General features: G+C 66.1%; 10 protein-coding genes. All 10 read right to left on the bottom strand.

The genetic code is table 11. The features are described from left to right. On the bottom strand, positions 1–1153 hold a 1153-nt coding region (locus VMR03_RS07085; RefSeq protein WP_325403648.1), incomplete at its 3' end, for an FAD-binding oxidoreductase. A gap of 51 nt (positions 1154–1204) precedes the next feature. Beyond that, entirely contained in the window at positions 1205–1816 is a 612-nt protein-coding gene (locus VMR03_RS07080; RefSeq protein WP_325403646.1) for a periplasmic heavy metal sensor, read from the bottom strand. Next, positions 1813–2337, bottom strand: coding sequence for a hypothetical protein (locus VMR03_RS07075; protein ID WP_325403644.1), 525 nt, complete (start codon positions 2335–2337; stop codon positions 1813–1815). Before VMR03_RS07075 ends, VMR03_RS07080 begins: the two co-directional genes overlap by 4 nt. Before the next feature lie 27 nt (positions 2338–2364). Next, positions 2365–2931, bottom strand: a complete 567-nt coding sequence (locus VMR03_RS07070; protein ID WP_325403642.1) for an RNA polymerase sigma factor — start codon at positions 2929–2931, stop codon at positions 2365–2367. Between the two features lie 133 nt (positions 2932–3064). Further along, complete coding sequence (locus tag VMR03_RS07065; protein ID WP_325403640.1) at positions 3065–3448, bottom strand: EF-hand domain-containing protein; 384 nt, start codon at positions 3446–3448, stop codon at positions 3065–3067. 193 nt (positions 3449–3641) lie between these two features. Continuing rightward, entirely contained in the window at positions 3642–5066 is a 1425-nt protein-coding gene (locus VMR03_RS07060; protein WP_325403638.1) for an aminomethyltransferase family protein, read from the bottom strand. Next, complete coding sequence (locus VMR03_RS07055) at positions 5063–6640, bottom strand: NAD(P)/FAD-dependent oxidoreductase (RefSeq protein ID WP_325403636.1); 1578 nt, start codon at positions 6638–6640, stop codon at positions 5063–5065. The genes VMR03_RS07060 and VMR03_RS07055 overlap by 4 nt, the downstream gene beginning before the upstream one ends. A 2-nt stretch (positions 6641–6642) precedes the next feature. Next, positions 6643–8241 carry an NAD(P)/FAD-dependent oxidoreductase gene (locus tag VMR03_RS07050; protein WP_325403634.1) on the bottom strand — a complete coding sequence of 533 codons (1599 nt, stop codon included), beginning with the start codon at positions 8239–8241 and terminating at the stop codon, positions 6643–6645. A 244-nt stretch (positions 8242–8485) separates the two neighbouring features. After that, entirely contained in the window at positions 8486–11446 is a 2961-nt protein-coding gene (locus tag VMR03_RS07045) for a bifunctional [glutamine synthetase] adenylyltransferase/[glutamine synthetase]-adenylyl-L-tyrosine phosphorylase (RefSeq protein WP_325403632.1), read from the bottom strand. A 66-nt stretch (positions 11447–11512) separates the two neighbouring features. Next, the coding region (locus VMR03_RS07040; RefSeq protein WP_325403630.1) for a HAMP domain-containing sensor histidine kinase at positions 11513–12678 on the bottom strand (1166 nt) is incomplete at its 5' end.

Below are 12678 nucleotides of genomic sequence, written 5' to 3'. Positions count from 1 at the left end.
AAAGTCCGAAAAACACGCTTTTATCGTCGGACATATGTCCGATGGCCGGCGTCATGCGCGCATTCATGCAGACGAATCCGCGCCAGTAATGCGTCGTCGGCACGTCCTTCCATGCCGTGAAGACTTCGCCGAGACGGCGCTCCATCGCCGCGCGCATTTTCGCGCCGTCTTCGGGCTTGCCGGTCGTATCGCCGCGCGCGCCGAAGAGAAAGCGCCGGTTCGGCAACAGACGATAATAGAAGAGAAGACGCCGCGTGTTGCTGCAAGGCCGCTCCGTCTTCCAACCTTGGGCGGCAAGTTCATCATCCGTCAGCGGACGGGTGACGACGATGTTCGAAAGCACCGGGATCAGCCGGTTCGACAGATTTGCCGCGACCGGCGCGCGCGTGAAGCCATTGGTCGCGACGATGACGCGGCGCGCGCGCAACGTGCCGTTCTTGGTGACGAGGCGATGCTCACCGCCGTCCTTTTCCCATTTCTCGACATGCGAACGGCCATGCAGCTTTGCGCCGTGGCGCGCGGCGGCGGCGGCGAGACCGCGCGCGAAACGCAAGGGATGAAGGCCGAAGGCAACCTTGTTCAGCAGCGCGCCGAATTGCTCGGTTGAATCATAGGAGGTCTCGGCGACCTCCTCCCGGCTCAACAGCTCGACGGGCACGCCGAATTTGCCGCCCAGGAGTTCGCGCTCTTCCTCCAGCTCCGCAAAGCGCGATGGCGTATGCGCGACATGCAGCGTGCCGTCGCCCTGCGGCTGAATGTCGATCCCCTCGTCGCGGGCCAGTGCGCGCACGAGTTCGACGGCGTCCACCTGCGACGAGATGAAGCGGCGTGTTTCATCTTCGCCGTAGCGCCCGATAAGGTCGGAGAGCGAAAGGCCGCTCGGCGGCAGCGTGCAGAAGCCGCCGTTGCGACCCGAAGCGCCCCAGCCGAGAGGGCCCGATTCGAGCACACGGACGTCGACGTGATAGTCGCGGGCGAGATGATAGGCGGCGGAGAGACCCGTATAGCCGCCGCCGATAATGGCGACGTCGCAACGCTCGTCGCCATTGAGGGGACCGAGATCGACGCCGCTTTCGAGCGGTGGCGCGTCGTCTTCCCAGAAACTTCCCGCGGGGCGACCCGCGTCGTACATGCTTGCGTGATACCAGGTCATTTTGCGTGATTGTCCGACTCGCGAGGAGCCCGACCATATCACACCGGCGGTTCAGGGACTCGGCGGCGGACCGTCATGCGGCGGACCTTCGGACGGCAATATGTCGATGCCGAGCGGCCCCGGCGGCGGACCCTCCGGCCGCCCGTCGCCGCTTTTCGAAAGACGGCGTTCGGCCTGCTTGAACATCGCTTTGGAAAGGCGCTCGCGCTGTTCGGGCTTCATCTTTCCGAAGCCTTCGATCATCGCACCGCGCGTCGCCTGGATCATCTCGGCCTGCGCATCGTCGACCTTCTGGAAAGCCTTTTCGACTTCGGCCGGGTCGTAAGGCGTCTTGCCGATCGCCTCGGCCAGTTCCTTGCGCGCGGTTTCGATCTTCACGATGTGAGGCTGAATGAGCGGGAATTGACGGATCATCATCATCCGCAAGGCTACCCTGTCGTCGTCGGGCAGGCCCGACGCATCCTTGTGCAGGGTGCGCAGGAATGGCGGCGGCACCTGTCCGAACTGCCTGCCTTCCGGCGGGCGCGGACCGAAAATCAGCGCCGTGGCAATCATGCCAAGGAGGAAGAGATTGACCACCAATGAGGCGAGCAGCGCCGGCCCGAGCCAGCGGCGCTCGCGGCCCAAAGCCGCCATTTTCTCATCCGGTTGCAGATCGCTCATTGCTTCCAATCCTCGGGATAATCGTTTTCGGCGAGAGCGAGCGACACGAGCTGTTCGCCAGAACCCGTGGCTGTCGCCGCGCTGTCGGCGACCTGCGTCGTCGTGAGGCCGAAGGCCGCGATGCTGGAGGAAAAGCTCGCGCCGAACGTAACGCCGAGCATGATCGACGCCGCCAGCGCACCGGCCGGGAAAGCCGGCGAGCCATAGGGCCAGACCAGGCGGGCGATCGCGCGCCAGAGACCCGGCCTCTCGCGTCCTGCCGAAACGATCCGGCCGCTCGCGGCGCGCGGCCGCGCGGCCATGATGCGGGCCGCGAGATCGGACGATGCCGTGGCGGAAGGCGCCATATCGAGCAGCAGATCGAGTTCCCGCGCCTCCGCGACGAGCGCGCGCGCGTCCGCGGATCCGGCAAGCAGCGCTTCCGCCGCGACCCGTTCGGCCTCGGGCCAGCGGACCGCCGAGGCCCCATAGGCCCCGACGAGTTCCGACAACCGCGCCAATGTCATATCGTTCTTAACCATTGCCATTCCCCGGCATCTCAGGATGCCCTAGACCCCTGTTTTACGTAGCCACTCGTCGCGTTCCGTCGCAAGTGCCGCGCGAAGTTGCCTCCGGGCCCGGCCCAGAAGCGATTCCACGGCCTCGACGCTGATCCCGAGCGTTTCCGCCGCTTCGATGTTCGAAAGCCCCTGATAATGCGTCAAGGTGACGGCAGCCCTTTGCCGCGCCGGCAAGGCCTGAAGCGCCCTGTCCACCTGCCGCGCGAGGTCGCTCCGCTCAAGCTCCTCATGCGGCGTCGGATCGTCGCTTTGCGGCTCGGGGATCGAATCGATGTCCTCTGTGCCGTGTCGCCTCAAGCGGTCGAGGCAGAGATTGGTCGCGACCCGGTGAAGCCATGTTCCGAACTGGGCCCTGCCCGGTTCCCATCGCGACGCGTGCGTCCAGACACGCAGAAATACTTCCTGTGCGACTTCCTCGGCGTCGGCCTGGCTGCCGAGCATGCGCCGCGCCAGCGCGAGCATACGCGTGAGATGCCGGTCGACGAGCAGCCGGCAGGCCGCCTCGTCGCCCAGCGCCACGCGCGCCACCAATTCGTCATCCGACGCGTCGTTCAACCGACAGCGCCCCCTTCGTCAAATTCGCTTCCGCCGAACTCACCCGGAACGGCATTATGCAAGCCGCCCGTCGTTCGATCGCAGGCGATCCTATCCGGGATTTCCCGTCGGCGCACCGGCTTTGGTCCGGCCCTCAATCCTGCCGGGCCGCTTTCATGCGCTCACGCATGTTCGCCGAAGCGGCGTCGAATTCGGCCTGCGAGACCTTGCCGTCTCCATTGCCATCCATCAATGCGAACATCTTATTCTTGCGCCCGGCGTCGCGCGCCGGTCCGGCCGCTGCGAACTCCTCGCGCGTCACGAAACCGTCTCCGTTCGCATCCGCCGCCTTGAAGCGCGCCTGACGCGCCGCATTTCGTTCCGCGTCGCTGACGACGCCGTCATGGTTGGCATCGAGTTTTTCCATTGCCATGTCCCGCCTGTCGTCGACATTCGCCGCGCCGGCTGCGAAAGGAAGAAGGAGACCGATCGCAATCGCGGCGACGCCTGCCATCAATTCGATCCTGAAGCCTCGCATGCCATCCTCCTCACATATGTCGAAGCTGGGTGGCCGGGACCGCGCAACATCGCCGTCCCGGCCAGAGCAACGGGGGCAAGCCGGTCCGAAGGGGGGAAGGGCCGGCGGGAACGTTGTCCTGTCACTCGGAGACAGAAACGCGCTTTGCGAACAATTCCGTCGCGCGTCGCGCCTCAGCCGCGAAAAGAAAACATTAACCAATGGAAAGGAGCGGCGCCGGAACGACGTGGCGCGACGGCATCGTCAGCGCGGGTTCCGTCAACACGCGGGCCGGAACGATCAGACGGCGGAGACTAAAGCCCTCCCTCCGCTCGACATCGACCGTGAGTACCGCGCCTGACGCGACGGCGGGCGCCTTCAACCGCGCGATCGCCAGATTGACGCCGAGCTCCCGCGAAAATCCCGTGCTGGTCGCGAGACCTTCGACGGCGCCATTGCACTGGATGGCGCGGAAATCGAGCGGTTCGGGAAAATCGACGGCGAGAGACACGATGAAATGACGCGGTGGACGAGCCCTGGCGCGTTGCAAGGCGTCGCGGCCGGTGAAATGCCCCGCTTCAAGGTCGACGATGGAGGCAAGCCCGAGCTCGAAAGGCGTCGAGGCGTCGGCGGGATCGACGGCCGAGAAGGCACCGAGGTAATCCCGGCCGGCGCGCGGGATGCCGGCTTCGACGCGGGCCAGCTCGCGCAAGGCAAACCCCGTTACGGCAAGGCCGAAAGGCGCACCCTTGTCGAGAAGACGTACCCAGATCATCGGCGCATCCTCGGGGTCTATCCAGAGTTCGTAACCGAGATCGCCGCTCATTCCCGTGCGGCTCGCATAGACGGGCATGCCGGCGATGTCGAACCAGCGCGCCGCATAGGGTCTCAGCGTCTCGATATCGCGCAATCCGGACGCCGCCAGAACGGAGGCCGAAAGCGGCCCCTGCACGGAGAGCGCAGCCAGCGTCGTGCCGAGATCCTCGACCCGCACCTGAAAACCGAAGGCGCTGTCCTGAAGCCAGGCGAGATGCGTTTCCTCCGTCGCCAGACGATATTCGTTCTCGTCCAGCCGGAAGAGAAGCCCATCGCCCACCACCAGACCATGGTCCTCGCAGAACGCGACGGGCATCGCTTCGTCGACCGAGAGCGCGAGCACATTGTCGGCGACCAGCCGGTTGAGATAGACCGCCGCGTCCCGCCCGCTGATCCGGTATTTGACGAGCGGGGATATGTCGCTGAGCGCCGCCGCATGGCGCAGCGCGCGATACTCGTCCTCGATATCCGTCAGGATGTCCGGCGTCGTGAAGCCGTTCCACTGCGTCCAGAGATTTGTGCGGCTCTCGGCGGCGGCGGCGAGATGCAACGCCGTCGTCAGCACCTGACGACCGAAAGGCGGTTCCTCCGCCTTCCGCTCGAAAAGCGCGGGATCTATCTCCGCGATCGCGTCGAGAAGATCGAGGTCGGGATTCGCGAACGGTGGATGTTCGCCAGGCGATGTCTCTCCCGACGGGCTTTCCTCCACCGGATTCTCCATGGGCGCCTCGTCCGCCGCCGGCATGTCCTCCGCGCGCGTCTCGCCCGCGGGTTCTTCCAGCAGTTCTTCTTCCACCGGCTGCATGTCGTCGTCTCCGCTCATGCACGCCTCCCCTCGCTCAAGGCGAGTTCGGCCGCAAGCCGGCCCGGCATGCCCGAGATGCCGCCACCCGGATGGCTGCCGGCGCCGCAGAGATAAAGCCCCTTGAGCGGCGTCCGGTAGCGCGCGAGCGCGGGCGCGGGCCGGAACATCGCGAACTGGTCGGCGCGCAGCTCGCCGTGGTGCCAGTCGCCGCCGGGAAGGCCGAACTTCGCCTCGATATCGGACGGCAACAGCATTTCGCCGGCGATGATGCGGTCGCGAATATCGGGCGCATAGGTGGACAGCGTTTCGAGAACGCGGTCGAGAAAACGGTCGCGCTGGCCGGCCCAGCCGCCTTTCACGTCGGAAGGCACGTACTGGATCAGGATCGACATGACATGATGGCCGAGAGGCGCGAGCGTCCGGTCGACGACGCTCGGAATGGTCATCTCCATCGGCGGCTCGAATGGAAGCTCGTCGCGCTTGAACGAAGCAAAGGCGGCATCGAGCTCCTGCAGCGAAGGAACGGCGAGAAGACGCGCGCCATATTCCGACGGCGCGAGGCCGGGAATGGTGGGCAGTCCGTCCAGCGCAAGATTGAGCTTGGCCGTGGCGCCGCGGCGGCCCGTGCGCCCGAGACGCGACGCGAGCCTCGCATCGAGATGTGCAGGGCCGACGAGCCGGAGCATCGTGTCGGACGGATCCACATTCGACAGAATGGCCGGCGCGAGCAGAAGCTCGCCCGCTTCCGTTTCGACGCCGGTCGCGACGCCGTTCTCGACAGTGATCCGCTTTACCGGTGCCGATGTCCTGACGATGACGCCGAGGCTTTCGGCGGCGCGCGCCAGCGCCTCGACGAAGCCGCCGAGACCGCCTTGCGGCAAGGAGATGCCCGCCGTCTCGTGCCGCATGGCTTCACGGTAGATGAAATTGAACGAAGTGCCTGGCGAGAAAGGTCCCTCGGCCGTTCCGCGCACCGCCTCGAAGGCGAGCGCCGCCTTCAACAGCGGCATCTCGAAATTCTCGTCGGCGAGATCGCCGATGCTCTCGGGCAGAACCCGGAGCAAATCCTCGAACGATGCCTTTCCCAGACGCCGTGCGTTCCAGACGAGCTTGCGGAAGACGGAAGCGGCATCCGAAGTCTCGCCGGAAACGGGTGGAGCGGCGCCGAGCATCGGCCGCAGCAGCCCGGCATAGGCCTTCATGCGCGCCGTGAAGGCAACATAGGCGGCCGCGTCCTGCGCGCTCCATTGCCTGAGCGCGACGAGGTCTTGCCGCCGGCTCGACATCGTCAGATGCCGCTTGTCCCGCGCGAGCGCGATGGTCGTCATCTGACGTTGGGCGAAACGCAAGCCGTGCCTGGCGAGTTTCAGATCCTTCTCGATCCGGCGCGGCATGGCTTCGACGAGATGCGCCGCCGTCGATATCCGGTAATCGGGCGAAATCTCCCCGGTCGCCAACGCGCCGCCCAGCACCTCGGACGCTTCGAGCAGGATGACGCGCCGTCCCGCTTTCGCGAAATAGGCGGCGGCGACGAGGCCGTTATGCCCTCCGCCGATCACGATCGCATCGAAACTCCGGTCCGCGAGCAACATCGCTATCCCCGCTTTCCGAGGGACGCAGCGACGAGCGCGGCGGCGTTAGCGCCGGCATAGCCCGCTCCGATGGGCGCGGGATGGACGCTGGCCGAGCAGAGATAGAGATCGCGGACCGGCGTCATGTTGCCGGCGAGCGCCGCCATCGGGCGGTTGAAGAACATCTGGTCGAGTGTCGTCTCGCCCTGCGCCAGATCGCCCGCGGTGAGGCCGACTTCGCTTTCGATGTCGGGCGGCACCAGCGTTTCGAGCGCGACGATGCGGTCGCGGATGCCGGGGCTGTGGTCCGCGAGGCGTTCAACGACGAGATCGGCAAGTTCGTCCTTGCGCTCCGCCGTCCAGGGTCCGTCATGCAGCGCCTCGGGCACGTAATGCACCGCGACCGACATGACGTGCTTGCCGGCAGGCGCGAGCGAGCGGTCGGCGAGCGTCGGGATCAACGCGTCGATGAGTGGCGTGCGCGGCGGAATGCGGTCGCGCCAGTCGTCGCAGGCGCGCTCCATCTCGTCGAATGACGTCGCGAGGCGCACGCCGCCGAGGATCGCCGGACAGACCGCCGGCACGGCCGGAAATTCGGGCGCGGCGTCGAGCGCCAGATTGATCTTCGCGCTGACGCCCCGCATGCGAAAGCGGCCGACCTTCTCGACGAAACCTTCCGGCAGTTCCTTCCAGCGGAAAAGCGCCAGAAAAGTCCGCTTCAGATCGAGATCTGAGAGGATCGCGCGGCCGTATATCTCTTCGCCATTGGCGAGCACGACGCCGCGCGCCGCGCCGTCGCGCATCAGCACGTCGGTGACCTCGGCCTCGGTGCGGATGGTGCCGCGATGGGCGGCAATCGCCGAGGCGAGGGCATTCGCGACGGCGGCCGGTCCGCCGACCGCGAGTTGACGCGCCGGCGCGCCGGCGCTCGCGCCGACGGTTTCCTCAAGGAAGGCGCCGAGCAGATAACGCGCGCTGGTCGGCGCGCGCGGACCGAAGCCCACGCCGAGAAGCGCGTCGGAGGCGAGCCGCGCCTTGATGTCGTCGGACTCGAAATAATCGTCGAGGAAATCGGCGCAGGAGAGCGTCCAGAGGCGTGTCAGCTCATGGAGCGCATCGGCCTCGATGCCGCCCCATCGCGACGCCGTCTTGAGCAACCGGCGCAGCGTGGCAAAGGAGAGGCGCGACGGATCGGGGAGAGGCGCCGCCAGAAGCGGGCGAAGCTGCTGCACGCCGCGCAGCATGTCGCGCCGGAAGCGTGTCCAGGCATCGGCGTCCTTCAGCGAAAAGCGCGCCAGTTCGCGGCGATGGACGATGCCGTCGCGATAACTCGCTATATAGCCGCCGCCTTCGAGTAGCGAGACGCCGCCGTCGACGCGCAGGGAGCGTAGCCCGTACCGTCCGAGTTCGAGTTCGGAGACGATCCGCGCCGGCAGTGCTGAAAGGCCGAGATTGTAGCGAGCGATCTGGAAGCCGGGCGCGATCTCGCAAGCGGCATCCGCACCGCCTAGCACGGCGTTCCGCTCCAGAAGCAGCACACGGGCGCCGGCGCGCGCAAGATAAGCCGCAGCCGTCAGCCCGTTGAGCCCACCTCCGATGACGATCGCGTCGTGACGCTCCATGCGTCGAACCCCAACTGCGCCCTGCCCGTCTCAAGCGGAGACGCCTGCCCAATCGTACCGGTTTGATACGCTTTGGATAAGACGGGTGCTCCCCCGTGCCGAAACCGGAAGGAGCGTTAACCACATATGTCCAGGGATTTCCATCGATCCCGCCCGGCGATGGCTTCGCCGTTAATGATCGATGCCTGGCCGGCAGGAGGACGCTGCAAGTCTTTCGCCATCCCGCGGCCGGATGGGCGTGGGTTCAGGGCGTCGCCACAGCGGCGACGATACGCTCGAAAGCGGCGTAAACCTCCGCCTGCGATTCGCGGAGCTGGGCCTCGAGAGCGGAAAAATCGGGCGCGTTGCCGGCCCGTGCCAGCAGCGCTTTCAACCCCGGCGTCGCCTCCTCGGGCTTGAACACGCCCTCGACGCAGATGCGGATCGCCTGCGTCAGATTGAGCGTGAGATCGGCGGCGGAAAGCAGAAGGTCGGCATCGGCGGCCGGCAGGATGCCCACATCGGCGATCGCCTGGAGCGCTGCCCGCGTATGGGTGTGCAGTATTTCGGGATGCGCGGCGCCATGCGCGAGCTGAAGGAATTGACAGATGAATTCGAGATCGACGAGCCCGCCGCGCACATATTTGAGTTCCCATGCATTCCCGCTCGGAAACTCGCGCTCGATCCGCGCCCGCATGTCGGCGACGTCATGCGCCGTCTTGCCGATGTCGCGCGGCCGGCGCAGCGTTTCGCGGATCGCGGCTTCGATGCGCGCCTTCAGCGTATCCGGGCCGGTGAGGACGCGGGCGCGCGTCAGCGCCATATGCTCCCAGGTCCAGGCTTCGCTCTTCTGGTAATCGACGAAGCTCTGCAACAGTGTGGCGACCGGACCCGAATTGCCCGACGGACGCAGTCTGAGATCGACCTCGTAGAGCTTGCCCTCGCTGGTCGGCGCGGTGAGCGCGCTGATGAGCTGCTGGCAGACGCGTGCATAATATTGCGAGGCGAACATCGGGCGCGCGCCGTCCGACGTCGCGTTCGGATCGGCGAGATCGTAGATCATGATGAGGTCGAGATCCGAGGCGGCGCTCATCTCCTCGCTGCCGAGCTTGCCCATCGCGACGACGGCGAAATCTCCGCCCGGCACATGTCCCGCGCGCTCGGCGATTTTTTCCTCCGCAACCGGCGCCAGCGCGGCGACGAGTTCGCTCGCGATCGCCGCATAGGCAGGGCCCGCCTCCTCCGCGTCCGCATTGCCGGCAAGGACGCGCACGCCGAGACGGAAGCGATGTTCGCGCGCCCAGACGCGGGTGAAATCGAGTACGTCCTGGTAATCGCGCGCATGTTCGAGCGCGGCGCGCAGACTCCGATGCAGCATGTCGCGATCCGGCCGCATCTTGAAGAAGTTCGGATCGACGACCGACTCGAGCACCGCCGAGTTCTGCGCAAGATAATTCGCGAGCCTGGGCGCCGTGCCGCAAATGTCGGCGAGGAGATCGAGCAGCCCCGGATTGGAATAGAGCATCGAGAAAAGCTGCACGCCCGCCGGCAGCTTCGTCAGGAACTGGTCAAAACGCGTGAAGGCCGTGTCGGGATTGGATGTCTTCGACAGAGCCCGCAGCAGCGCCGGCATCAGCGCGGTCAGAAGCTCGCGCGAGCGCGGGCTCCGCGTCGCCGCGAACCGGCCGGTGTGCCAGGCGCGGATCGTCGCCGACATGTCGGAGACCTGGACGAAGCCGAGTTTGCGCAAGGTGTCGAGCGTTTCGGGATCGTCTTCCGTTCCGGTGAAGACGAGGCTTCCGCTTTCTTCCGCAAGCGGCGGCGCCGTCTCGAAGAGCTTTGCGTAATGCCCCTGCACGCGACGGAGATGGCCCGTGAGCGTCTCGGCGAAATCGGCCCGGCTGTCGAAATTCATGAAGCAGGCGACGTGATCGAGCCCTTCCTCGGTCGCCGGCAGCGTATGCGTCTGTTCGTCGGCGATCATCTGCAACCGATGTTCGAGCGTGCGCAGGAACCGATAGGCCGATTTGAGTTCTTCCGCCGCTTCCGGTGCGATCCAGTTCTTGCGCGCCAACTCGTCAAGCATCGGGCAAGTCTGCTGGCCGCGCAGTTCGCGGTCGCGCCCGCCGGCAATCAATTGCTGCGTCTGGACGAAGAATTCGATCTCCCGGATGCCGCCCCGCCCGAGCTTCACATTATGCCCGGCGACGGCGATGGTGCCGTGTCCGCCCACCGCATGGATCTGCCGCTTCATCGAATGAATGTCGTCGATGGCGACGAAGTCGAGATTCTTGCGCCAGATATAAGGCGTCAGCATCTCGAGGAAGAGTTGGCCGGCCTGCGGATCGCCGGCAACGGCGCGCGCCTTGATGAAGGCGGCCCGCTCCCAGTTCTGCCCGCGGCTTTCGTAATAATGTTCGGCCGCCGGCAGCGACACCGCAACCGGCGTGCCGCCCGGATCGGGACGCAGGCGCAAATCGGTGCGGAAGACATAGCCGTGTTCGGTGCGCTCCTGCAGGATCTTCACCAGCGCCTGCGTCAGCCGCACGAAGAAAGGCCCCTCTTCCGTCCCCTCCTTGAGCGGCAACTGACCGGGCTCGTAAAAAACCACGATGTCGATGTCGCTCGAATAGTTGAGCTCGCGCGAGCCGTATTTGCCCATGCCGAGAATGGCGAGGCCGCTTCCGGCTTGCGTCACCTCTTCTGCGGCGCGCGCTATCTGTCCACGCCGCGCCGCATCCTTCAGCAGCCATTCGACGGCGGCCTGCACGGCGGCATCGGCGAAATCGGTCAGCGCCGCCGTCACCTCCTCGAGCGACCAGGCTGTCGCGAGATCGGCAAGCGCTATGAGGATCGCGGCCTCGGCCTTGGCCAGCCGCAACTCGCGCATGAGATCGGCCTGCGTCGCAGCGCCGGCTGTCGCGCGCGTCCGCGCGATCAGCGCCGCAAGCGTCTCAGCCGGCGGTTCGTCGACGAGTCTCGGCAACCAGTCTGGATGAACGCGGAGAATGCGCGTGAGAAAGGGCGAGTTGCCGAAGATGCCGTCGAGAAGCCGCCGCGTATCGGCATCGGCGAGCAGCCCTTCCATGCGACGACGCAAGGCCGCATCCTCGATCGAGGCGACACTCGCCTCCAGATCCTGCATCGCCGTCAGCGCGCGTTCACCGTCGAACGGTTTCGGCGCCCGCGCCGCCCAGTCCCGCAAAACCTTCACATCCGCACTCAAATTCCGTCTCCCTCCGCCGCAGCGGCAAAGACTAAAGTGCGTTCCGCCAAAGTGTAAGCGCTTTCGTCAGGCCGCGGGCGGCAGGATCAACGTGACGCAGAGGCCCGGCCTGTTGTCGTCGAGCGCGATGCGCCCGCCATGAAGCCGCGCGACCGCCGCGACCAGGCTGAGGCCCAGACCGCTGCCCGGCGTGTTGCGGCTCGTCTCCAGCCGCACGAAACGTTCGAGAACGCGCCCGCGCTCCTGCTCCGGAATGCCGGCGCCATGATCGGCGACGCCGATGAGAATATGCCCGTCCGGGTCGGCGGCGACGGTGACGGCGACCACCGGCTCGGACGTCCCGTCCTGCGGCTTGCCGTGCTTGATCGCATTGTCGAGAAGGTTCGCGACCGCTTGCGACAGAAGTTCGCGATTGCCCCTGACGCTGAGCCCCTCCGCGACGTCGACCGTGAGCCTGAGCCCGCTTTCCTCCGCGACCGGCTCGTAAAGTTCGGCCGCGTCGGCGACGACCGCCGCCGGATCGACGATGCTCATCGACTCGCGCAGCGAGCCCGCCTCCGCCCGCGCGATCATCAGCAGCGCATTGAAGGTGGTGAGGAGACTGTCGGCTTCCGCGATCGTGCGTTCCAGCGCCTGGCGATATTCCTCGGGCGACGGTTCGCTGAGCAAGGTCACTTCGAGCCGGCTGCGCAGCCGGTTGAGCGGGCTGCGGAGATCATGCGCGACATTGTCGGTCACCTGTCGCATGCCGATCATCAGCGCCTCGATCTGATCGAGCATCGCGTTGAGGTTGCGCGCGAGTTGATCGAGTTCGTCGCCCGTCCCGGCGATGGGAAGCCGCTGCGAGAGATCGCCTTTCATGATGCCGCTGCTCGATCGGTTGATCGCGTCGACGCGGGCGAGCATGTTGCGGCTCATGAAGAGTCCGCCAGCAAGGCCGAGAGCGACCGTGAGCCCGATCGCCCAGACGAGCGCACTCGTTATCAGCGTTTCGATGATGCGCCGCTCCTGCACATCGCGCCCGACCAGGAGATAGAAGCCCTCCGGCAGCACGAAGGCGCGGGCGCGCGCCGCCTTGACCTCGGTGCCGTCGAGCACCTTGCGGTTGTAGAAGAAATCCATCCAGCCGTCGGCGCCCGGCGTCGCCGCCGGCTTCTGATCGAGATTGCCGGCAAGAGCCGCCCGTAGGACAGCCAGGGTATGCCGAAATTGAGCTCGGGCCAGGCCAGTTG

This window comes from Parvibaculum sp. (assembly GCF_035511255.1).
Taxonomy (GTDB): Bacteria; Pseudomonadota; Alphaproteobacteria; order Parvibaculales; family Parvibaculaceae; genus Parvibaculum.
Note: the sequence above shows the minus strand (reverse complement) of the source record. Positions and strands in the feature narration are given on the sequence as shown.

Excerpts from the sequence above, each read along its gene's own strand:
- VMR03_RS07055 (WP_325403636.1), bottom strand. The coding sequence starts at position 6,640 with ATGTTGCTCGCGGACCGGAGTTTCGATGCGATCGTGATCGGCGGAGGG.
- VMR03_RS07075 (WP_325403644.1), bottom strand. The coding sequence starts at position 2,337 with ATGGTTAAGAACGATATGACATTGGCGCGGTTGTCGGAACTCGTCGGG.
- VMR03_RS07060 (WP_325403638.1), bottom strand. The coding sequence starts at position 5,066 with ATGAGCGGAGACGACGACATGCAGCCGGTGGAAGAAGAACTGCTGGAA.
- VMR03_RS07065 (WP_325403640.1), bottom strand. The coding sequence starts at position 3,448 with ATGCGAGGCTTCAGGATCGAATTGATGGCAGGCGTCGCCGCGATTGCG.
- VMR03_RS07050 (WP_325403634.1), bottom strand. The coding sequence starts at position 8,241 with ATGGAGCGTCACGACGCGATCGTCATCGGAGGTGGGCTCAACGGGCTG.
- VMR03_RS07080 (WP_325403646.1), bottom strand. The coding sequence starts at position 1,816 with ATGAGCGATCTGCAACCGGATGAGAAAATGGCGGCTTTGGGCCGCGAG.